The sequence below is a fragment of the Treponema sp. OMZ 790 genome, assembly GCF_024181285.1.
Classification (GTDB): Bacteria; Spirochaetota; Spirochaetia; order Treponematales; family Treponemataceae; genus Treponema_B.
Genome location: NZ_CP051201.1, coordinates 888,082 through 910,807, shown reverse-complemented (window position 1 = coordinate 910,807; position 22,726 = coordinate 888,082). Strand labels below are relative to the sequence as shown.

Here is a 22,726-nt window from a genome sequence, read left to right as displayed (position 1 = left end):
TTCTATATTATTTACAAAACTAATCTTTTATAAATAATATTATCTTAAAATTATAACTTATTCTTAACAATAAAACTTTATTTTTTAACCTATACAGCTTTTCATCGTTAAATTTAAAAAAATCAATAATTTTACTATAAGGCTAGAATTTTACTTTACTTAGCAAATAATTGTTATAATTACTATGACCGTCCGAAGGACTTTTACTCGTTGATTTACTTAACGAGTTTAAAATCCTTAGATAAAAGTTTTATTTTCCTTAATCAAGTAAATATTATAATAAAACATAACTTTACTCAAAGAACCAAAGCTTTTAATTTGGGTTTTACACTTTAATTTACAAAAAAATACACCCTACTTTTTCAAAGTTGCAGTTATTTGTGCCGTTAGGCATCTGTCTAACATTCGCTTAACCTGCATTTGTGGCTACTCCGCAATGTCAGGTTGAAGCGGGTGTTAGATACTTTTACATAGCACCTACATATTTTTCTACTATCGTATTCTGTAATAATTGTGAAAAATTCACATTATTTTTTTCTGCAAGCGTATTCACCCATTTAGGAAGCGTTATATTTTTTCTCACGCATTTAGTTGAATATTTTTCACTGTACGAATCCATATCTAAAATAAGCATATTTATAAAACTCTTATCATCAGGTAGTTTTATTTTTCTAGGCTCACTTGCTTTCGGTACAGCATTTCCTTCTTCGATTTCCGTTAAAATCCAACCCGATGCCGCATCTATTCCCATCTCTATCGCTTCTATAAGAGAAAATCCTCCGGAAACACAGCCTTTCAAGTCGGGAAATTCTACGCTATAACTATTATCTTCCTCACAATATGTTATAATTGCCGGATATGCTAATTTCATCTTATATTCCTCCATCATCCTTATTTCAGACCTGCCTGCTTTAAAATTGCTTTCACTGTTCCTATTGGTATATCTCCCCTATGATTCGGTACCGTAACTTTTCCTGATTTTACAGCATGTTTATATTGATTATGAGAACCTTTTGATGCCACAAAATACCAACCATCTGCTTTTAGTATCTTTTCTATTTCTTTTACCGTCATTTTATATCTAATCTTATTATACGCATTATATGTATAATTTCAAGTAGTTGATACTTTTTGTTTTTCCAATTCTTTAATCAAATCCGAAACATATTTTTTCTGCATACTTTTTAAATTCATACATATATATGAAAGTATTTCCATAATAGGATTTTTTATATTCAAGATTTCTGTGAACACTATTTTTGTTTCTTTTTCTGAAAGTTCATAAAAATGACCAATCCAATGTCCTCTAAAATATTTATTTTCCATATCAAATTCATACAAACTATATGGTTTTATTGCTGTTATTGTAAAAACTGTTTGTATGCCATTTTTTGATACTTCTATAAATTTATGATGAGGCTCAATAATTTTTATTTCTGAAATATCACTCCGCCACGAATAATGTTCATTATCGGTTATTATTTTCCAAATATTTTTTATGTTACTATGAATGACAGTTTCAAATATTGATTTTCTCATATTCTTGCACCAATGTTGACGGCATTGCCGTCAATCAATCTAACATTCGCTTAACCTGCATTTGTGCCTTTGCCGACGCGTATAGCGTAAGGCAAAGTTGGCGCGAAAGTTGCATAAAAAGGGAGCTGCATTAGCAGCGAGCGCCCCCCCCCAGCAACTTTCGTGACAAAACAAATGTCAGGTTGAAGCGGGTGTTAGGCGTTTTTATCTACACAGCCAGCGTTAACTCCGTAATAATTCGAGCCATATTTGCAAAATCGTCATCATCATGTAGAAGCGGAATATTATTTTCAATCGCAGTTTCTGCAATCAGCAAATCTACCGTACTACGAATTGTAACACCTTTTCTACGACAACGGAAATTCAACCAAGCAGCATTTTAAAAGGATTGAATACCGAGTTTTAGCGAATATAACGGTACATCAATTAAATAAGATTTCAAAATAGCAAATTCTTTTTCGTCTTTTGAGCCCTGCAAAATCTCTTGATAAATAAATTCATTGATACAAAAATGTTTTTGTTCCTCAAGCAATTTTTCAAAATATGCTGTACCAACAGTTTCCCTGCCACGAAAAAAGTTTATCAGCACAGAAGTATCTACTAAAACCATTAAGAACTCCGCATTGCTTTATAGTCATATCCATCAGCAAACTGAATTTTACCCTTTAGGTCGGCAAGAGTACGATTTCGCTTTTCAGAGGAACATTCAATTGTTTCCATATATGAAATAACCATCCGTGCCTGTTCGTTATCAAGCATTGCAAAATAATCCATCGCTTTTTTTTTAAGAGCTGTTTCTACCATCAACAACCTCCTTACCGCCTATGATTATACTATTATTCTGATAATTTTTCTACTATATTACCATGACATAAAAAATAACAGGAATGCATCACTACTCTGCAATCTTTAGCACATTTCTCGTGTATATTTACTTTTATACAATTTTTTTACAATGCAATTTTATCTTTTTTATAGCCCAGTCATAATGACTTGAAGTCGTACTTACAAAATATGAACCTAAATCAGTTGTTCCTGTCCATGAAAAATATTTTTTCGTAAAAAGCTCTTCATTTGAATATTTCTCAGCCAGTGCAAGAATCTTTTTATGACTTTCCGCTAGCATTGCTTTTGCACTTTCAAGACTTGTATTCTGATGCCGTTTCCAAAACATGACATTCATTGCTCCATAGGTTTTCCAAGAATACTCATCCGGCAAAAACGGAATATTACTTTTTCCGTCAGCATTATTTTCTATGAATTTCAACATAAGTTGATGCCATTCATACAAATGAATCAAGACATCTCTAACATTTTTATCGCGCTCCCAATGAGCTTCTTTTTTGCTTTTATCGCCGGAAAAATCAAAAAGCGTGTTCATTTGATTTTCAGTCATTTTAGAAATAATATCCATCAATTTTGAATAATTTTCCGCTGCAAATTTAAGCAAATCATCTTTATTTCTTGCCCGTGCCATATTTCCTCCTATCCCAAAGCAGCTCTAGTAGAGCTGTCCGCCTAACTAACGCTTGACCTGCATTTGTACCTTTGCCGACGCGAAGCGCAAGGCAAAGTTGGCGTAAAACTTGCGGTGCCGAAAAGGCACATTAAGCAAGTTTTATGACAAACAAATGTCAGGTTGAAGCGGGTGTTAGGTATTTATAATAATTTTCCATAATCACGTTTTGCATAAAATATATGCATTATAGTAACTACTTTTTTATTATCATCAATTAAATATAATGCTATATAATTATTCTTAAATATAAAACGATGATACCCTTTCTTATGTAATTTCAAAATAGAACATCGAGGAAACATATATGGATTTTCAGCTAAAAAAGATTTTTGTCTAAAAAAATCATCTAATAAACTTGATACAGCGTCTGGATTTACAAGTATTTCTTTTATATATTTTACAATTTCATTCAAATCTCTTTGCCTTATCAGTGATTTGAATATCATAAATCATAGCGACTTTTATCTCCTCTATAGCCTCATCAATATCGGAAACCCTGTCGTTTTGCAAATCTATTTCTGCTTCTTCCAAATTACTATAAAGATCATTAAAAAAAGCATTTCCTTCATATGTTTCCATACTCATAATAACCATATCACCATAGCCATTTTTTGTTATAAAAATCGGCTCATTTGTTTCATGACAAAGATTTGAAATCGCACTCGTATTTTTTAAGTCGCGAATTGGTACTATTTGCGGCATATGCATCTCCTTAATGGTTTTATTATACCATAATAATACCTTTATGTCTATAATAAATACTTTTTTTATAATAAAACAGTAAAACTCCCTATGAATTTTCATATAATCATAGGGAGAAAACCCAAAACTTATGATTCTCTAATTTTTGCTTTTATTTTTTCTCGTAAGCCTTTAGTAATATAATATGAATCTATCCTTGCACACATATCATCTTTTGAAAGATGTTCTTTTTCCATTATTTTTTTACAAGTTGCAGAAATAATAGTTTCATACCCATATTTGGCTATTACTGAAGAACCGGCTCCTATAACTATTAATGTTATAACTCCACCTATCATTCCACCGGGACCAAGTAATGCCAATGTCGATGTTACTGCTGCTGCACCTGCAAGACCGGTACTACTCATTACGATTATAAAAACCAATGCTGGAATTCCTATACCTGCAAGGCGTTCTACAAATTCGTCCATAAAAATCTCCTATAAATTTATTTTTCAGTCGAAATAAATGTTATAGGCTGGTTCCGCACCTGCCTGCCTTCAGGCAGGTCAACCTAACATTCGCTTAACCTGCATTTGCGGCTACTCCGCAATGTCAGGTTGAAGCGGGTGTTAGACACTTTTAGGGCACCTCTAAAAACCTATTTTTTAGTGTACCTATTTATTATTTTAGTAGCTTTTTTATAAATTGTCTAGTGTAAAACTTGGATTCTTTATCTTAAGTTCCCTTACTTTTCATTTTATTACCTATATGCTCCCTCATTTTATTTCTTTAGATAGCAATATCGGCATAAGTTGTATGTTAAGTTCATCATTATTATCGAAAATGTTGCACGAGCTAATCCTATCGTTCTTACATAGATACCTTTCATTGAGTTTGTCATAAAGCCAAATACATGTTCTACTCGCCCGTATTTTTGATTTTTTCTGTTACTGATTTTTGTTTTTAGTAAGAGGTTTCCCTTGCTCCTCTTTCACAATTTGTCCTTCTATTCCTTTCTGCTTTTAAACTCTCTCTATTTCTTCTCCTATATAAGCACTATCTGCGTATAATCTTTCATCTTCCCTTTCAACCAAATTTTTTAACTCTCTACTATCATGAACATTGGCTGCTGTTACCGTCACTTTCAATATAAGCTTACTTTTTTTATCTACTTTTATATGATCTTTATAACCGTAATAGCTACGTTTGTGCTTCTTTGTCCACCTCGCATCACAGTCTTTTTGCGATAATTTTGCCTTATTTTTTGCTTCTTGCCATTGTTCAGGGACTTTTCCATTTTTGATTTGTTCATTTTCATCTTTGCTGTTATGCTGTATCGGAGCTTCTACTATTGTCGCATCTATTATCGTTCCCTCTTTTCCTATTAAGTTATTCCTAGCTAATTCTTTTCCAAACTTTTCAAATAACTTTTTGATACTCGCTTCAATGAGTTTTTCTTTAAAAGCCATATTGTTTTTGAATCGGGTACTTTATCTTTTAATTCCAATCCTAAAATCTCATAAAGGATAGTCGATCGTTTATTTGATATTCCGTTTGATCATCACTTATGTTGTATAATTTTGTAAGATTATTATTTTAAACATCATTACATAATCGTATGCAGGTCTTCCGCCTAAACCTTTTGGCTCTTTGGTTAATGCTTTTTTTAATAGTGGTTTGAATATTTCCCAATTTATTTTTTCGTTTAATTTTTCAAGACTATCACCTAAGTTACTTAATACTCTTAAACGATCTTCTTCATCAAATAATCCTTTTTGTTTCATACCTCATTTTATCATCTTTTTAATCTTTTTTAAAGGGGGTTTTTAGAGGTGCCCTTTAGTTTATTTAATCGCTTATATTAACAATTGTGCTTTTAATTTTACACTATTTTGCTTTTTATTACTATATTTAATAAATAAACTTAAAATTTTATTATAAAGCTTTATTATTTACAAAACTAAACTTTTATAAATAATATTATCTTAAAATTATAAGCTTATTCTTAACAATTAGACTTTTTTTAACCTATACAGCTTTTCATCATTAAATTTAAAAAATCAACAATTTTACTATAAGGCTAAAATTTTATTTTACTTAGCAAATAATTATAATAATTACCATGACCGTCCGAAGGACTTTTATTTTGTTGATTTACTAAACGAGTTATAAAATCCCAAGATAAAACTTTATTTTTCCTTAACAAGTTAATTATTATAATTACCAGACCGTCCGAAGGACTTTTATTTGTTGTTTTCCTTAGCGAGTTTAAAACCCTCAGACGAAAGTTTTCTTTTCCTTAATCAAGTAAATATTATAATAAAACATAACTTTACTCAAAGAATCTAAGCTTTTAATTTGGATTTTACACTTTTATGTATTAAAAAATACACCCTATTTTTTTCAAAGTTGCAGTTAATTGTGCCGTTAGGCATCTGTCTAACATTTGCTTAACCTGCATTTGCGGCTTGTCCGCAATGTCAGGTTGAAGCGGGTGTTAGATGATTAGTTTTCAAATATCCAATTTCCATTTTCCGATTGAAAATCCAATTCGGCAACACATGTATCATTATACTTTTTTCCCTTATAAAGTTCCTTTACATAAAAACCATAATCAATCCAATTTACAATTTGCGGTTCAAGATTTTCATCTTTTAAGATAACTGCCGCAGATTTTTCATTCAATGAATCAATAACTTTTATTCGATTATTGTTTTTATAAAGCCTTTCATTTTGTGCATAGCCATTTATGATTTTCATTTTTATGCATTTTGAACTAAGATTTTTTGAATATAATGAAATTTTTATTGTGTCATCTTCCGTATCTTCTACATAACTCGTTGCGGGATTGCCGTCAAAAGCATTTTGAATTGTATATTTAAACGGACGTACTTTATCAATAAGCGGATATGAATAATTGATATTAATTACAGGAATTTCCGCATCTTCCCTTATTAAATGTAAACATTCATCTCCCGACCGGTTTTCATAAAAAGCTCCGTTTTGTAAATCTTTCCAATATTTAAAATTTGCTGAAGTAGAACGTTCGGTTGTCTCCCGGATTTTATAGTTATCCGAATCATCAGTTTCACCTTCATCTGAAATATCAGAATAAAATATTTCACGCTTGGCAGTGTTGAATTCCAGTATTCCTATGATTTTATTATTTCGCTCTATAACGGATACATTGCCATAATTGTCTTCATCCCAGCTCCTTACCGTGCCGTCTCCTGATATCAGTATATAAATATATTCAGATGATATTTCATGAAAATTCCCATTAACTTTTATATAAACCCATTGTCTGAGTCTCGTTTTATTTTCATATATTTTTGATAGATTTTCATCATTCAAAGTTTCATAACTTGTTAAAAGACGGTAGATAGTTCCGTTTTCATAATTTTCTTCAAAAAGACGTACATATTTATCTCCATCATCCCCATCTTTTATGCTTTTTTGACTTTTAAAATATTTTAATATTTTGTCATCCGTACATTCTTTGATATTTTTATAATTATTTCCGAAAATAATTTCTCTATAGTCATAAGCAAAAGCCGGGATTGAAGTAAATATTAAGAATAAAAATACAATTATTTTTTTCATTTTTTCTCTCCTAAAAATCAGCACGCCGGAGGCGTCCGTCTGACATTGTTTTAAACCGTAACGCAAACAAAACCTTGAATTCTCGGTTTTGAAAATATTGTTAGATTGTTAGGCTGTTATTTTACCGGCCTTATAGTTGTATTTCTTCGTTTGCAAACACTTCAGCTCCATATTTTACCGTCCGTCAAATTCGCGGATTGCGCAGACAAATTCTCCAAAGTCTTTTTCTCTTCCATGCTCACTTCCCGTAAAGAAGTAGAGTTCGTGAGTATAATCTGTTTTGTCGATAAATTGTGTCGATGACAAATAATGCCATTCTCCAAATTCATCTCCTCCGCAAAGCCGTATCGCAGCGTCCACAGTTTCTTTGTTTTTCCATATCTGGAACAGTTCCGCAATCGATGGAAGATACCAGCCTTTCTCGTAGCGCGTTCCGTAGACATGACTTTTGCTTTGTTTTGCATAGTTTTTTGCAAAGTAGAATGCAGGGTAAAGGCTTTCATTTTCCGTATCATCAAAAGGTCTTCCTGCCGGATACCAATAAGCGACTTCGTCGTCCGTAAGATTCTGAGCCCGCGTAGAAAGGCATGCACCGATTTGTTCAAGGTTATCGCTTCCGTCGGTATCTCCTTCAAAAGTGTATTTACCGATATAGCCGTTTATGGAGCATTCTATCGGTTTAATATATTCGCAGTATGCCCATGCATCACTATCACACCATCTGACATAATCATTAGAGTGGACTAATCCCACACCAAGTATCCGCTTTCGCCCGTCGTTGGAACATTCCGTTCCCACATAAAAGATGACTGCGATTGCAGCCGCTTTTTGCTCATCGGTGAAGGAAAGCCCCTCTCGCCACGCCATCGCTGTGCCGTCTGCAAACACTATGTCGCCCACGGTGTCGGCGTGCGGTTTTTCACCGAAACATTTTTGTTCTTCCGCAGAAACCGCTGCGAGTGCGAGCAAAGTCATGATTAGTAAGAAAGTGCGTTTCATTATATACCTCCAATCCAGCAGCTCTAGTAAAACCATCAACCTAACATTCGCTTAACCTGCTTTGCGGCTCGTCCGCAATGTCAGGTTGAAGCGGGTGTTAGATGATTTTATTTTACCTATCCCACTTATCTTAACAATTATCCTCTTAATCTTACACTATTTCGCTTTTATTACTACATATTCAATAAAAAAAGCTTAAAATTTTACTGTAAGGCTAAAATTTTATTACTACTTAACAAATAACTATAATAATTACCGTGACCGTCCGAAGGACTTTTATTTCGTTGATTTTCTTAACTAGTTTTAAAATCCTTAGATAAAAGTTTTATTTTACTTAACAAGTTAATTATTATAATTACCATGACCGTCCGAAGGACTTTTATTTTATTGATTTCCTTAACGAGTTTAAAATACTTAGATGTATTTTAATTTTCTGTAGAAAGCAATTATTATAAACACAGACCGTCCGAAGGACTTTTAACTCGTCGATTTCCTTAAAAGGTTAAAACACTCAGATAAAAGTTATTTTTCCTTAGAAAGTAATTATCATAATTACCAGACCGTCCGAAGGACTTTTAACTCGTTGATTTCCTTAGCAAGTTTTAAAATTCTTAGATAAAAATTTATTTTTCTTATCCAAGTAAATATTATAATAAAACATAACTTTACTCAAAGAACCTAAGCTTTTAATTTGGGTTTTACACTTTAATTTACAAAAAAATACACCCTACTTTTGTTAATTGTGCCGTTAGGCATCCATCTAACTAACGCTTGACCTGCATTTGCGGCTCTTCCGCAATGTCAGGTTGAAGCGGGTGTTAGTTGATAACCATTTTTATTTTTCTTTTGCAGAATTAAATTTTACTATTTTATTCCAGTCGATTTCACCGGAAGATAAACAATAGTTTTGGATAAATTCTCCGGTAAATTTATTTATCATCTGTGTATATGACTGCATAAACTCATCACTCTTTTCTTTTGCTTTAAATCCTAACGGTTCAATGATATCAATATATAAATTTTCATCTCCTGAAATAAATTCCCAAAATTGCTGACCGCAGTATTTAAAATAATCACCTTTATCATAATTCTTTTCTTTACCGTAGCAGCAGCCGTTCACTGCAACAATATGTAACTGAGAGTTGCTTGTCCGTAATGTCTTTTTAGCTGTTTTAAAATCGGCAATCATTTTCTTAATTTGAGAACTGTTACCCCAATTAGGACCCGATTTTATACTGACAATATAACGTGTATTCTTATCATCAAATTCAAGGTCAATACCTTGTATACCGGATTTATAACCTCCATACACTTTAGAGTTAATGAAAAGAGCAAGTCCTTCAAGCCAGTCGCCAAAGATTGTTTCTTCATTTGAGGAAATATGAGCATTTAAAAATCCGGATACAATCTGTTCGGCAGTTAAAATATTTTTTGCTTTAAAAAGATACGGATTCTTTCTTTTTAAGATTGTCGATAGTTTTAAATTATCTAAACTGCTTATTCTCTTTTTATGAAAGGTACCAATATGGTTTTCAACATATATTTTTACGTCATCTATGCTCAAACTACCCATAGTTAACCTCACGTTCAAACAACATTATCTCTTGTTCATTGATTTTCTTTTGTACCTTTTCACAGTATTCATCTACAATATCAATTCCTATCGCATGACGGTTCATACGGTTTGCAACAAAGACTGTCGTACCCGATCCCATAAAGGATCCAAGACAGTGTCATATTCTTGAGTAAATAATTTTATAAACCATTCAGGCAAACTTTCAGGGAATGCAGCACTATGGTTTTGTTACCGCATTCAGTGGCTAAATGAAGGACATTGGTTGGATATGCCCTATCTCTTTCAAGCCAATTTGAAATATTTTTCCAAAACCGCTTCCGACTTTTGAGTTGTCCCGTATTTTATCGACTTCCGATAATTTTAAGCCTATTTTTTGCCCAATCTCCCATAGGAACCATTACAGCTTCTTGATACATATTAAATTTTTTTATTTTATTGAATTGTAACAAACGCTCCCACGCATCCCTAAACCTGTTCGGCCATTTTCCGGGATAACAGTTTTTTTTGTGCCAAATAAATTCTTCTGTCCATAACCAGCCTTGCTTTTTCATTTCCAAGATTAATTCAAGAACATACGTGCTGCGTTCCCCGTTTTGAACCTTTTCTTTTATATTGAGAATAAAAGTACCGTCATTTTTCAAAACTCTAAAAAGCTCCGCAGCAATCGGAAGAAACCATGATACATATTTCTCCGGTTTTATACCGCCATACGTATTTTTCCGCTGATCGGCATAAGGAGGTGAGGTAACAATAAGGTCGACGGAAGAGTTGGGTAATGCTTTTAGTTTTTCCAGACAATCTCCCGATAATATATTCGTTGTTATCATAGTGTCTTATGAATAAATCCTTTTTGTAATTTTACACAAAAAACGATAATTAGTACAGTAATCCAAAAAATGCATTGCGCTAGCAATGTCCAACTAACATTCGCTTAACCTGCATTTGCGGCTACTCCGCAATGTCAGGTTGAAGCGAGTGTTATGTGATATCTATTTTATAATTGTTATCCAAGAATTGTCAAAATGAATTTTTTCTAAAATATCCTTTCTTTCAAGTTTCGGAGGTTGTTTTATCGTGAATTTTACAGCACTATCAGGAATTTCTGTATGTATTGTAAATTGTGAACCATGGGGTTGCCATGTAAAACAAAGTCTTTCTCTTTTATCTAACTCAATTAAATTTCCGTTTTTATTTACATCCCAATGATAATCTGTTGTTCTATACCTAAGAGTTTCTTCTTCAAACAAACTATATGAAAGTAAATCATTACTCCGCACCAATATAGAAGTTCGTAATTGACTATAATGATCATTTGCAATATTTACTCGTTCATTCCAAATTCCTAAAACAGCTTCTCCCGTTTTCTGAACATCTTTATGCGGGTCGGTAATTCCATATGAATAATCCGGAGAGCAACGACCGCTTATAAGACGAATGTTTTTTGCAGAAAAAGGAGAAGGATTTTTGACTGTTTTCATTGACCAGCAATTTTTATTTAGCACAACATCAGCAATACCAACAGGAGAGTCTAAATGCATACCTTTTATCGCTTGCGCAAAAGCATTACTCCAATCGGCTCCAGTGATGTCAGTTCGTCCTATATATAAGAGATAAACAAAATAACTTCCAATTTCAGTTATTAAATTATTTGGGAAAATATTAAGCGGATATAATTCTTTTGTTGTCAGTCTTTTGGAATCTCGAAGTTTCGGATGTTGCTCCATTTTCTTCTCCTCGTAAAATTAAATCTATTTTCTTTGCTGCCATTCTAATCATTGGTACAGCTACAGAATTTCCTGTCTGCCGTCTAATTTCTTGTGTAGAAACAACAATTTTATAAGTATCTGGGAATCCCTGTAATCTAAGCAATTCCCTTGGAGTAAATCTGCGTACTCCATTTACTAAAAGATAATTATATGATGCTCCAGTTCTTAATGCACATGAATAATCTAAAATTGATATGTTACCGGACTTATTTTCATGCCATACAGAAGGGAAAAATTTAATTTTGTCTTCAGTCATTGCTAGACGTTTTTTCCGAATTTCAGGAGAGGCATAGAAACTATTATCAATTTGATTTTCATTTTCCAAGATATTTTCAAGACTGTAATCTTTTTTTTTCAAAATCAAAATTAAATTTATTTGATTGATTTTTATCCAAAAAACCAATAATTATTATTCTTTCTCTTTTTTGCGGCAAACCAAAATCAAGAGCATTTAATACTTGATATTTCAAATGGTAACCTAATTGAGTAAGCCTTTGTAAAATAACTTTAAAAAGTATTTCCTTTGTTATGAGTTGTAAGTTGTTTTGCATTTTCCAATAAAACTACTTTAGGTTTATGATAAGAGAGAATCCTTTCAATCTCAAAAAACATCGTTCCTCGAGTATCATTAAACCCCTGCATTTTTCCCATAATTGAAAAAGCCTGACAAGGGAAACCCGCTAAGAGGATATCATGGGTAGGAATATTTTGTGCCGGTATTTTTGTGATATCACCTGCAGGGAATATCACCAAAATTTGCAGTATACGTTTTACAGGCATTTTTGTCCCATTCGGAAGAAAAGACACAACTATATCCAAGTTCATCAAATGGAATTCGAATACCTCCAATTCCGGCGAATAAATCTATAAATCTTATGGACTTAGTATTTTGCATTTTTACACCCGAAAATTAATTTTTACTAGGTATTATACATTATTTTTGATTTTAAGACTATTACCCATGAAAGAAGCTGCCCGAAGGGCAGTCCACATAACATTCGCTTAACCTGCATTTGTGTCTTTGCCGACGCGTAAGCGTCAGCAAAGTTGGCGCGAAAGTTGCATAAAAAAGGGAATTGCGTTAGCAATGACCGCCTCTAAGCAACTTTCGTGACAAAACAATTGTCAGGTTGAAGCGAGTGTTATGTGTTTTTAGTATTTAAATACTAGTTCATTTACATTACATTTAAACTATAATAGACCTCTAGTCTTGACAAATTTTTTCTTATCAGTTTCTGATAATTCAGAAACTTTCATATTGTTTGCTTTTGCATAAGAAAATAACGCTTTCAAATCGATGCTATTTTTCATTTCAGACAACAATATTGGTTGCGGTGTATCTTTTAAACTTTCTTTATAATTTTTCATCAGTCCAATCATAAGTATAAACCTCCATTATATTTTTTGCATTTTCTTCATCTATTGCAAATTGAAACGGATGAAGAATTCCGATAAATTCAGCATTAAATTTTTCGACATAATGATCAAGTAAAATTTTATTCGCTGCAAATCCGTACATCATTCCGTCAAAACCAAAGTCGATTGATTTTTTCGCAGCAATAGCAAACAAATGTCCGCCAACACCTTTATATCTAATTTCTTTTGTAATTTGATGATTATTTTCAGGACTCGCACACATCCATGAAATATAACATGCTTTTGCATCCTCATCTTTTACAATAGAAACCAGTCCTTGTATATCAACAGAGCCTTCCACGACGAGAGCATAAACTTCATTATCATCGATAAGTTTATCCCAGTCTGTATACCATCCATTTTTCTTATTATACTTTTTCAAAAAAGATTTTCGAATAATTTGTATAACCTCTGTTTGAACGAGCTCGCCTGTTTTAGCATCACTGAGACAAGGCGTAATCTCATCAATAAAAACATTTATCATCTCTTTACCTCAGCTAATATTCTATCACAAAATTTATTTTTTATATAGTCCCAAGAGAAAGTAAAAAGCTCCAATAGATTTTATTATTTAAATTATAGAAGGTTATAAACTTTCACGCTTAACGAATGCTGCCCGGAGGGCAGTCCACATAACTACCGCTTAACCTGCATTTGCGGCTACTCCGCAATGTCAGGTTGAAGCGGGTGTTATGTGTTAATTTTCAATTCCTGAAAACTTTTTTTATAAAATGAATTAAAATCTTTTACTTCATAAGAACCATATATTTTTATATAGTAATTAAAACTATTTATATATTCATCTCTTTTAAAATCTTTTATCTTATTTACACCCAACAAATTTATTATGAATATTTCAAAACTCATAATAAAATCTTCAATGTCGCTAATTTTTATATTTTTTAAAAATTCTTCATTTTTATATAATTCTAATACTCTTTCACTAAGATCTTTATCATAAAGCAAAATAATTGTAATAAAATTAATTACATCAATATTTTCAAAAAGTAATTTTTCATATTCATTTGCTTTATTACTTCCCAAGTAGAATAATTCCCTAAGGCATCTAGCAGTTAATATAGGATTTTTTTTATAATATTCATTAATAAATGCTGTTTCTAAGTATTTACAGTTACTTTTCTTTCTCATTTTTGCAAATACAAAAATTGCCCCTTCTTTCTTTATTAAAAAATCAGAATACAAATATGCTGAAAACTTCTGAGAAAAATCAATTTCATCCAATTTTGAATCTATATATTTAAAATCCTTATCATTAATATTTAAACTAACATATAAATCAGAAAAAAACACAACAAAATTTTGAAATATAAATTGATTTTCATATTTTTGTTCTATATCAATTAAATTATATAAATCAAACGGGATGTTTTTTATATCTTCTTCAGAGAAATATTCATAAAATTTCTCTACATTATACAATTCGCTGGAAAAAATTTCACTTATACCCATATATTTTCCTATAATTCAACATCGTGCACCACTGGTGCATCCACATAACATTCGCTTAACCTGCTTTGCGGCTCGTCCGCAATGTCAGGTTGAAGCGGGTGTTAGATGATTTTATTTTACCTATCCCACTTATCTTAACAATTATCCTCTTAATCTTACACTATTTCGCTTTTATTACTACATATTCAATAAAAAAAGCTTAAAATTTTACTGTAAGGCTAAAATTTTATTACTACTTAACAAATAACTATAATAATTACCGTGACCGTCCGAAGGACTTTTATTTCGTTGATTTTCTTAACTAGTTTTAAAATCCTTGAATAAAAGTTTTATTTTACTTAACAAGTTAATTATTATAATTACCATGACCGTCCGAAGGACTTTTATTTTATTGATTTCCTTAACGAGTTTAAAATACTTAGATGTATTTTAATTTTCTGTAGAAAGCAATTATTATAAACACAGACCGTCCGAAGGACTTTTAACTCGTCGATTTCCTTAAAAAGGTTAAAACACTCAGATAAAAGTTATTTTTCCTTAGAAAGTAATTATCATAATTACCAGACCGTCCGAAGGACTTTTAACTCGTTGATTTCCTTAGCAAGTTTTAAAATTCTTAGATAAAAATTTATTTTTCTTATCCAAGTAAATATTATAATAAAACATAACTTTACTCAAAGAACCTAAGCTTTTAATTTGGGTTTTACACTTTAATTTACAAAAAAATACACCCTACTTTTGTTAATTGTGCCGTTAGGCATCCATCTAACATTCGCTTAACCTGCATTTGCGGCTCCTCCGCAATGTCAGGTTGAAGCGGGTGTTATACGCAATCGTTTACTGATGTATATTACATCTAAAATAGTTATCCTCAATTTTTATTAAATTAACAATTTTTTCATATTCAAAAGCTTTTTTAAATTCATTATACATTTCTTTATCCTCAAACATATCTTCAGATGAATCATATAAAATATCTAAATTATTATTTTATCATAAATTATAACACTATATGTATCTAAAACCAGGATCCCATATAATTCCTACATAATTATCAAATATTCGTATACTTTCATTTTTACATTATTCGTAATATAACTATCAAGCTCATTTTTATATTTTTAAATTCAATTTTAAAGCAATTCTTTCCGATAACTGATTTTTATAATCAAAAACTAAAGAAAATAGAAAACGCAATTGGTATTAAAAAATAATCCCTTATTTTTTAGTTTTATAATGTTTGTTATAACAAATAAGATGTTTAAAATTATAACTAGCATACATAAATAAAAGTATATAAGTACTCCAATAACACTTAAACATCTTAATAATTGAAAAGAAAATATTGATAAAAGCATTAAACATATATTTGATATTATCACAATTATTCTGAAATATAATTTACTTTTTTCATCTTTAATAAAAAGAAACGGAATATAAATTATCAATAAAAAAAATATTATTATAAGACTCATTTTTATTTCCTAAGTAAGTTAATTATTATAATTACCAGACCGTCCGAAGGACTTTTATTTCGTTGATTTCCTAAACGAGTTTAAAATACTCAGATGAAAGCTTATTTTTACTTATCCAAGTAGATATTATAATAAAACAAAACTTTACTCACAGAACCTAAGCTTTTAATTTTAGTTTTAAGCCTTAAATTTACAAAAAACACCCTACTTTTTCAAAGTTGCAGTTAATTGTGCCTTCAGGCATCCGTATAACATTCGCTTAACCTGCATTGCACAGCAATGTCAGCGTTGAAGCGGGTGTTATACGATTGTTCTATTCTACAATTCAATTTACCGCATAATGCTTTGCATACTGAGAAAGTACTTCATTCATCATAGTCTGATATTTTGTATTATTTTTCTTTGCTTCTGCTTTGAAAAAACTAATACAATCAGAATCTATTGAGATTGTTATTTTTCTTTGTTGTTTTTATAAGCTCTGCTGGTGAAGGAAGAAAATCCGCCACTAATAATGGCAGAATCCAATGCTTCCATTACTGCTTTTTCGGGGTTACTGTAAATGCTCTTCATAGAGTTTCTTTCCTTGGCGCCAATAGCCTGCGCCGAAAATCCTAATATTTTGACCGCGTATTGTAAAACGCACTGTCAAAATTCCTTCGTCTGTTTTTCCAATGCAAAAATAACGTTTTTCAGAACTGGAATGCTTTATATCTTCTAAAATCATACGGTTTGCATCAAAAAAAGTATCCTGCGCTTTTTCAAAAGAAACCTGATGCTTCCGTATGTTTTCAGAGTTTTTATTTTCATCCCATTCAAATGTCATATACATCTATATTATACATACTATTTTATGTATTTGTCAACACAAAATATTTCACACAAAATATTTCATAAAAGCGGTGAGTATGTGATGTAAGAAAGCTTTTTAAGCTGAATCTTAAAGTTCAATTTATTTTTTCAGCGATCTTGACTTACTGAAAAGATACTTCTTTGTTTTTTAATCGGCATATGCAACCACAGCGGATTCAAAGTTTCCATTATCATCAAAATAAATATATAATTCCCACATAGCAAGAAAACCATCAGATTTTAACCAATAAGAGACTTCTGTATCTTTAATTCGTCCTTCAAGTTCTGGTGTTCCAAGCAAATCAAATATTTCAGCTCTTTTCGGTTTATCTTCATTTAAATTTTTAATAAGCGAATCGGTCATATAAAATCGATTTTTTTCTCTCACCCATTGTTTTTTGTTAAATGGAATTTGTTTTTGTGAACATGAAACAAATACTATACAAAATAATATAAATATAATTGTAATTTTTCTCATTTATTATCCCATCACAGCGCCCAGCGGGCGTCCGTATAACATCCGCTTAACCTGCAAACGGGCTCAGTCCCGTTTGTCAGGTTGAAGCAGGTGTTAGATTTATTATTAACCAATAAATAAATGGTATATGTAATAATCACGGAACTTATTACTACATATACTAAAATTACTTCCCTTTTCTATTTGGATTAGCTGTTCGCCAGGATTACCTTAATTTTGGTCATACTGACGATTTGTACCAGCTATACCTTATTGGGTTTTCGCATATTTGATTGATTATCAGTTTGTATAATCAACCTTAAAGGTGCTTCCTTCTAGTTTTATATGGAAAGTTCCTTCTGTATATTGAGTTTTGGATTTACTATCAAAATTGTGCCATTTGCCGCTATACATAGGACTGTCAGACACCACTAAGATCATAAAATGTTGATTATATGGCTCAATTCGTTTAGAAGTTTTTTCGCTTACAACGACATCTTTAACAGTTATATTTTTTTCACTGCCTACAGGTATTTCAGTTTTTAACACATCAGGAAAACTAACGTGAACATTGATTTTATCGTATGACCAACCGTGTATTTCCACATAACACTTTTGACCGCTTTCATTTTTAAATTTTAAAACGAAATCTTCTTTTGTATATTCCGCCGGCTTATTAGGACAACCTGTAATTAACACTACTGCACTAATTATTAAAACTAATGCTCCAATCATTGAAACTATTTTTTTCTGTTTCATCTTTAATCCTTCCTTCTTGCAGTGTCCTTTTTTTCACTGCAATTATTTTATTTTTTGTCGAAGGAATGTTTTGATTGGTTCCATTACCTGCCTGCCTTTAGGCAGGTCAATCTAACATTGTTTTAAACCGCAAACCGGCTTGACCGGTTTGTCGGCTTTGAAAACGATGTTATGTGCCTTATTTCTTTAATTTATTTTCAATTCGTCTCTTATTCTTCTTTCTGTATCTGCACAATATGCTTTTATTTCAATACTATTAAGATAGTTATCAAAGACCCGATCGCCATTTTTTTCGAAGTATTCTTTTACCGGACAAAACAATTTAATAACATTAGTCTGGTTAAAGAAACAAATTTGAAATGAGACCTCCATAAATGAGCTGCTTCCTGCAATCGAAATTCCCCCGCATTCTTTTTGAAATACAGGACATTCTCTTACTTTAAGGTTTGATTTTCTTAATTCCTCGATATGATCTTCATCGGGGGCTCCAGCAATAAAAAAAGTAGCTGCTTTTTGGGTATTATCTTTGAAATCCATATCGATTAAAACTTGAACGGCATCCAGAATAAAATCATATCCATATTTCCATGTTGCCATATAATCAACTTCAACCCATGTTGAACCTTTTTTGATTTCTTTAAATATCATTTAATCTCCATCTAAAATTACTTTTTTTACAAGCGACGAAAGTCTCGTACTTTTTCTTTAGCAACCACACCAGTAGCATGTGAGCATAACATTCGCTTAACCTGCATTTGCGGCTCCTCCGCAATGTCAGGTTGAAGCGGGTGTTAGACACTTTTAGTTTATTTAATCGCTTATATTAACAATTATGCTTTTAATTTTACACTATTTTGCTTTTTATTACTATATTTAATAAATAAAAAACTTAAAATTTTACTATAAAGCTTTATTATTTGCATATATAACTTTCATATTACTTAACGCATATACTAAAAACTATTTATTTAACTATAATTCTATATTATTTACAAAACTAATCTTTTATAAAATATCATAGGCTTATTCTTAACAATTAGACTTTTTTTAGCCTATACAGCTTTTCATCATTAAATTAAAAAATCAACAATTTTACTATAAAGCTAAAATTTTACTTTACTTAGCAAATAATTATAATAATTACCATGACCGTCCGAAGGACTTTTAACTCGTCGATTTCCTTAAAAAGTTTAAAAACACTCAGATAAAAGTTATTTTTCCTTAGAAAGTAATTATTATAATTACCAGACCGTCCGAAGGACTTTTAACTCGTTGAATTCCTAAACTAGTTTTAAAATTCTCAGATAAAAGTTCTATTTTCCTTATCCAAGTAGCCACTATAATAAAACACAACTTTACTCGAAAGAACCTAAGCTTTTAATTTGGGTTTTACACACTTTAATTTACAAAAAACACGCACCATTTTTTCAAAGTTGCAGTTAATTGTGCCGTAAGGCATCTGTCTAACATTCGCTTAACCTGCATTTGCGGCTACTCCGCAATGTCAGGTTGAAGCGGGTGTTAGATTTATTATTAACCAATAAATAAATGGTATATGTAATAATCACGGAACTTATTACTACATATACTAAAATTACTTCCCTTTTCTATTTGGATTAGCTGTTCGCCAGGATTACCTTAATTTTGGTCATACTGACGATTTGTACCGGCTGTACCCTTATTCGGATTTTGCATATTTGATTGAGTATCAGCCGGTTTTATTGGCTTACCTTTACTCATAGCTATACTTTCCTCTTATGTTTTTAATTTATAAAATCAAGTTTAAAGGTATTTCCGTCTAATTTTATGTGGAAAGTTCCTCCTGTATATTGAGTTTTTGATTTACTATTAAAATCCTCCAGCTTACCCCTATACATAGAACTATCAGATATCACTTCAATGGTAAATCTTGGATTATAGAAGTAGCCTAGATTAGGACTTTTTCCACTTACAACAACATCCTTAACAGTTATGGATTTTTCGGTGCCATCACTAGGTATTTCAGTTTTTAATACAGGCGGAAAATCAAAAGAACTCTCCCAGTTTTCACCATTAGCAATAACTGTTTCTGTAGAGTATGAGCGACCACTTATTTCTACATAACACTTTTTGCCGCTTTCATTCTTAAATTTTAATACAAAATTTTCTTTTGTATATTGAGGTTTTCCTAAAGGTTTATTGGGACACCCTGTAATCATAAATAAAGCACTAATAAGTACTACCAACATTCCAATCATTGAAACCAATCTTTTTTGTTTCATTTCGACCTTCCTTCTTGCAATGTCTTTTTTCATTGCAATTATTTTTATTTTTCGTCGAAAGAATGCTTCGATTGGTTCCGTTACCCGCCTGCCTTTAGGCAGGTCAATCTAACATTTGCTTAACCTGCATTTGTGTCTTTGCCGAAGCGTATAGCGTCAGCAAAGTTGGCACGAAAGTTGCATAAAAAAGAGAATTGCGTTAGCAATGACCGCCTTAAGCAACTTTCGTGCCAAAACAAATGTCAGGTTGAAGCGAGTGTTAGACGCTTCTTAATTTTTTCTGCTATATCTATCTCAAAATGATAAATTTCCCTTTGTTTTCAATTTCAATTTTTTATGAACACTAACAGCAAAAGGAATTGTGATTATCGTTGTCAATAAATCTGAGATTGCTTGAGCATATATCACACCATTCAATCCCATAAATTTAGGCAACAATAAAATGATAGGTATAAATACAATTCCTTGTCTTAATGAATTTAAAAATACTCCGTCTAATGCTTTTCCTATAGATAAATACAATGTAGAGTAGCTAAATTGGAATCCAAATGTTACAAACATTATTACACCCGCTCTTAATGCCGGAATTGCTATACTTATCACGCCTTCATCAGTTCCAAATATAGATAATATATTTGATGCAAATACATAGATTACCAGAGTCCACGCTACACAAAATATATTTGTCCATTTAATGCTCGCTTTTATAGCTTCTTGCACTCGTCCATAATTTTTTGCTCCATAATTAAAACCTGCTAAGGGTTGCAAACCTTTCATATATCCAAATACAATATTTGCTCCCAATGTTACAATTCTAAGAACAATACCCATTGCAGCAATTGCTTCTTCGCCATAGAAAGAAACGGCATAGGATATTTTGCTCATGGATATGGTTTGCAAGAGCTGAAGTATTAACATGGAAATTCCTATCTTCAAGATCTCTTTGTAAATCGCAATAGTAGGCTTGAAATTATATACTTTTATTTCAATTAAATTTTTATCTCCTATAAAGTAAATAACATATATCATACTTGTTATCACTCTAGCTATTAGTGTTGCAATAGCAGCACCTCTTACTCCTAAATTCAATCCGAATATGAATATTGGATCTAAAATCATATTTGATACAGAGCCTATAATCATAGCTCTTAAAGAAATTTTAGCAGCTCCTTGTGCAACAGCCAAATTCCCAAGTGTTACATTGATTGCTCCTAAAACACCACCCACTATAAATATGTCTGTATAGGATTTTGAAAGTTCCATAATAGAGGGAATTGCGCCCATGAATCTCAAAACACTCTCTAAATAACCAAACAATGCAATAGATGTTATTATTCCTAAAATCATACTGGAAAATAGAGAAACTGTAGCTACAACATTTGCTTCTTTTCTATTATTGCCTCCAAGTAATCTTGATATATAAGAACCTGCTCCTGCACCAAATGTTAAGCCTATACCTAGAAAAATAAGTTGAATTGGAAATGCAACAGAAACAGCGGCAACAGCCTCTTTTCCCAATCCAGACACAAAGTATGTGTCTACAACATTATATAAAGCTGCTACTAACAAGCTGATAACCATAGGAATACCCAGCTTAAAAAGTGCTTTGTTAATATTTTCTTCTTTCAAAATTTTTATTCTGCTTTCATTCATTTATTAATTCTCCATTTTTCAATATTCTATGCCTGTATTTAAACAACAAAAAAGGCAAATTGAATGGGTAAATTTATTTTCTGCGCCCCAATTTGGGGCGTCCGTCTAACATTCGCTTAACCTGCTTTGCGGCTCGTCCGCAATGTCAGGTTGAAGCGGGTGTTAGATGATTTTATTTTACCTATCCCACTTATCTTAACAATTATCCTCTTAATCTTACACTATTTCGCTTTTATTACTACATATTCAATAAAAAAAGCTTAAAATTTTACTGTAAGGCTAAAATTTTATTACTACTTAACAAATAACTATAATAATTACCGTGACCGTCCGAAGGACTTTTATTTCGTTGATTTTCTTAACTAGTTTTAAAATCCTTAGATAAAAGTTTTATTTTACTTAACAAGTTAATTATTATAATTACCATGACCGTCCGAAGGACTTTTATTTTATTGATTTCCTTAACGAGTTTAAAATACTTAGATGTATTTTAATTTTCTGTAGAAAGCAATTATTATAAACACAGACCGTCCGAAGGACTTTTAACTCGTCGATTTCCTTAAAAAGGTTAAAAACACTCAGATAAAAGTTATTTTTCCTTAGAAAGTAATTATCATAATTACCAGACCGTCCGAAGGACTTTTAACTCGTTGATTTCCTTAGCAAGTTTTAAAATTCTTAGATAAAAATTTATTTTTCT

31 protein-coding genes and 1 pseudogene are annotated in these 22,726 nt (G+C 31.5%); all 32 read right to left on the bottom strand.

Annotated elements, in window-relative coordinates; genetic code table 11:
* Window positions 1-466: 466 nt before the first annotated feature.
* Entirely contained in the window at window positions 467-871 is a 405-nt protein-coding gene (locus E4O01_RS04280) for a type II toxin-antitoxin system HicB family antitoxin (RefSeq protein ID WP_253694607.1), read from the bottom strand.
* Between the two features lie 20 nt (window positions 872-891).
* Window positions 892-1,074: a type II toxin-antitoxin system HicA family toxin gene (locus E4O01_RS04275; RefSeq protein WP_253694606.1), complete on the bottom strand. Its 183-nt coding sequence runs from the start codon at window positions 1,072-1,074 to the stop codon at window positions 892-894.
* Window positions 1,075-1,113: 39 nt separating this feature from the next.
* Window positions 1,114-1,539, bottom strand: coding sequence for a hypothetical protein (locus E4O01_RS04270; RefSeq protein ID WP_253694605.1), 426 nt, complete (start codon window positions 1,537-1,539; stop codon window positions 1,114-1,116).
* Window positions 1,540-1,747: 208 nt separating this feature from the next.
* Window positions 1,748-2,149 (bottom strand): annotated as a pseudogene (locus E4O01_RS04265) (PIN domain nuclease).
* A complete protein-coding gene (locus E4O01_RS04260) occupies window positions 2,149-2,343 on the bottom strand; it encodes a hypothetical protein (RefSeq protein WP_253694604.1) in 195 nt (64 codons plus the stop codon). The pseudogene E4O01_RS04265 and the gene E4O01_RS04260 overlap by 1 nt, the downstream one beginning before the upstream one ends.
* A 133-nt stretch (window positions 2,344-2,476) precedes the next feature.
* On the bottom strand, window positions 2,477-3,016 hold the full coding sequence (locus E4O01_RS04255) for a ClbS/DfsB family four-helix bundle protein (RefSeq protein ID WP_253694603.1): 540 nt from the start codon (window positions 3,014-3,016) through the stop codon (window positions 2,477-2,479).
* 182 nt (window positions 3,017-3,198) lie between these two features.
* Window positions 3,199-3,471 carry a type II toxin-antitoxin system RelE/ParE family toxin gene (locus E4O01_RS04250; protein WP_253730182.1) on the bottom strand — a complete coding sequence of 91 codons (273 nt, stop codon included), beginning with the start codon at window positions 3,469-3,471 and terminating at the stop codon, window positions 3,199-3,201.
* Window positions 3,464-3,760 (bottom strand): type II toxin-antitoxin system Phd/YefM family antitoxin, encoded by a 297-nt coding sequence (locus E4O01_RS04245; RefSeq protein WP_253730181.1) that lies wholly within the window; start codon window positions 3,758-3,760, stop codon window positions 3,464-3,466. Before E4O01_RS04245 ends, E4O01_RS04250 begins: the two co-directional genes overlap by 8 nt.
* Window positions 3,761-3,888: 128 nt before the next feature.
* A complete protein-coding gene (locus tag E4O01_RS04240; RefSeq protein ID WP_253694568.1) occupies window positions 3,889-4,230 on the bottom strand; it encodes a hypothetical protein in 342 nt (113 codons plus the stop codon).
* A gap of 534 nt (window positions 4,231-4,764) precedes the next feature.
* A complete protein-coding gene (locus tag E4O01_RS04230) occupies window positions 4,765-5,211 on the bottom strand; it encodes a transposase (protein ID WP_253730180.1) in 447 nt (148 codons plus the stop codon).
* A 40-nt stretch (window positions 5,212-5,251) separates the two neighbouring features.
* Window positions 5,252-5,311 (bottom strand): hypothetical protein, encoded by a 60-nt coding sequence (locus tag E4O01_RS04225; protein WP_231577633.1) that lies wholly within the window; start codon window positions 5,309-5,311, stop codon window positions 5,252-5,254.
* Complete coding sequence (locus tag E4O01_RS04220; RefSeq protein WP_253694601.1) at window positions 5,308-5,526, bottom strand: transposase; 219 nt, start codon at window positions 5,524-5,526, stop codon at window positions 5,308-5,310. The genes E4O01_RS04225 and E4O01_RS04220 overlap by 4 nt, the downstream gene beginning before the upstream one ends.
* 721 nt (window positions 5,527-6,247) lie before the next feature.
* Complete coding sequence (locus E4O01_RS04215; RefSeq protein WP_253694600.1) at window positions 6,248-7,345, bottom strand: NADase-type glycan-binding domain-containing protein; 1,098 nt, start codon at window positions 7,343-7,345, stop codon at window positions 6,248-6,250.
* A gap of 174 nt (window positions 7,346-7,519) precedes the next feature.
* A complete protein-coding gene (locus E4O01_RS04210) occupies window positions 7,520-8,344 on the bottom strand; it encodes a hypothetical protein (protein WP_253694599.1) in 825 nt (274 codons plus the stop codon).
* An 835-nt stretch (window positions 8,345-9,179) separates the two neighbouring features.
* Window positions 9,180-9,917 carry a PmeII family type II restriction endonuclease gene (locus tag E4O01_RS04205; RefSeq protein WP_253694617.1) on the bottom strand — a complete coding sequence of 246 codons (738 nt, stop codon included), beginning with the start codon at window positions 9,915-9,917 and terminating at the stop codon, window positions 9,180-9,182.
* Entirely contained in the window at window positions 9,910-10,059 is a 150-nt protein-coding gene (locus E4O01_RS04200) for a DNA methyltransferase (RefSeq protein WP_253730179.1), read from the bottom strand. The genes E4O01_RS04205 and E4O01_RS04200 overlap by 8 nt, the downstream gene beginning before the upstream one ends.
* A gap of 202 nt (window positions 10,060-10,261) precedes the next feature.
* A complete protein-coding gene (locus tag E4O01_RS04195; RefSeq protein WP_253730178.1) occupies window positions 10,262-10,747 on the bottom strand; it encodes a DNA-methyltransferase in 486 nt (161 codons plus the stop codon).
* A gap of 162 nt (window positions 10,748-10,909) precedes the next feature.
* Complete coding sequence (locus E4O01_RS04190; protein WP_253694595.1) at window positions 10,910-11,644, bottom strand: hypothetical protein; 735 nt, start codon at window positions 11,642-11,644, stop codon at window positions 10,910-10,912.
* Entirely contained in the window at window positions 11,580-12,089 is a 510-nt protein-coding gene (locus E4O01_RS04185) for a DNA cytosine methyltransferase (RefSeq protein ID WP_253694594.1), read from the bottom strand. Before E4O01_RS04185 ends, E4O01_RS04190 begins: the two co-directional genes overlap by 65 nt.
* Complete coding sequence (locus tag E4O01_RS14760) at window positions 12,019-12,237, bottom strand: DNA cytosine methyltransferase (protein WP_371819615.1); 219 nt, start codon at window positions 12,235-12,237, stop codon at window positions 12,019-12,021. The genes E4O01_RS04185 and E4O01_RS14760 overlap by 71 nt, the downstream gene beginning before the upstream one ends.
* On the bottom strand, window positions 12,194-12,466 hold the full coding sequence (dcm, locus tag E4O01_RS04180; RefSeq protein WP_371819614.1) for a DNA (cytosine-5-)-methyltransferase: 273 nt from the start codon (window positions 12,464-12,466) through the stop codon (window positions 12,194-12,196). The genes E4O01_RS14760 and dcm overlap by 44 nt, the downstream gene beginning before the upstream one ends.
* The gene (locus tag E4O01_RS14755) at window positions 12,417-12,581 is read right to left on the bottom strand and encodes a DNA cytosine methyltransferase (RefSeq protein ID WP_371819613.1); all 165 of its coding nucleotides are present in this window, start codon (window positions 12,579-12,581) and stop codon (window positions 12,417-12,419) included. Before E4O01_RS14755 ends, dcm begins: the two co-directional genes overlap by 50 nt.
* 296 nt (window positions 12,582-12,877) lie before the next feature.
* On the bottom strand, window positions 12,878-13,066 hold the full coding sequence (locus tag E4O01_RS04175; protein WP_253694593.1) for a hypothetical protein: 189 nt from the start codon (window positions 13,064-13,066) through the stop codon (window positions 12,878-12,880).
* Window positions 13,041-13,586 carry a hypothetical protein gene (locus tag E4O01_RS04170; protein WP_253694592.1) on the bottom strand — a complete coding sequence of 182 codons (546 nt, stop codon included), beginning with the start codon at window positions 13,584-13,586 and terminating at the stop codon, window positions 13,041-13,043. Before E4O01_RS04170 ends, E4O01_RS04175 begins: the two co-directional genes overlap by 26 nt.
* Window positions 13,587-13,792: 206 nt before the next feature.
* Window positions 13,793-14,572 carry a hypothetical protein gene (locus E4O01_RS04165; protein WP_253694591.1) on the bottom strand — a complete coding sequence of 260 codons (780 nt, stop codon included), beginning with the start codon at window positions 14,570-14,572 and terminating at the stop codon, window positions 13,793-13,795.
* A gap of 1,800 nt (window positions 14,573-16,372) precedes the next feature.
* The gene (locus E4O01_RS14750; protein WP_371922623.1) at window positions 16,373-16,501 is read right to left on the bottom strand and encodes a BrnA antitoxin family protein; all 129 of its coding nucleotides are present in this window, start codon (window positions 16,499-16,501) and stop codon (window positions 16,373-16,375) included.
* Between the two features lie 96 nt (window positions 16,502-16,597).
* Window positions 16,598-16,870: a BrnT family toxin gene (locus E4O01_RS04160; protein WP_253694589.1), complete on the bottom strand. Its 273-nt coding sequence runs from the start codon at window positions 16,868-16,870 to the stop codon at window positions 16,598-16,600.
* Window positions 16,871-17,044: 174 nt separating this feature from the next.
* Window positions 17,045-17,374 carry a hypothetical protein gene (locus E4O01_RS04155; protein ID WP_253694588.1) on the bottom strand — a complete coding sequence of 110 codons (330 nt, stop codon included), beginning with the start codon at window positions 17,372-17,374 and terminating at the stop codon, window positions 17,045-17,047.
* A gap of 279 nt (window positions 17,375-17,653) precedes the next feature.
* A complete protein-coding gene (locus E4O01_RS04150) occupies window positions 17,654-18,112 on the bottom strand; it encodes a hypothetical protein (protein ID WP_253694587.1) in 459 nt (152 codons plus the stop codon).
* Window positions 18,113-18,298: 186 nt separating this feature from the next.
* A complete protein-coding gene (locus E4O01_RS04145) occupies window positions 18,299-18,760 on the bottom strand; it encodes a hypothetical protein (protein ID WP_253694586.1) in 462 nt (153 codons plus the stop codon).
* A 1,115-nt stretch (window positions 18,761-19,875) separates the two neighbouring features.
* Window positions 19,876-20,373, bottom strand: a complete 498-nt coding sequence (locus tag E4O01_RS04140) for a hypothetical protein (RefSeq protein WP_253694585.1) — start codon at window positions 20,371-20,373, stop codon at window positions 19,876-19,878.
* Window positions 20,374-20,667: 294 nt separating this feature from the next.
* The gene (locus tag E4O01_RS04135; protein ID WP_253694584.1) at window positions 20,668-22,026 is read right to left on the bottom strand and encodes an MATE family efflux transporter; all 1,359 of its coding nucleotides are present in this window, start codon (window positions 22,024-22,026) and stop codon (window positions 20,668-20,670) included.
* Between the last annotated feature and the right edge of the window lie 700 nt (window positions 22,027-22,726).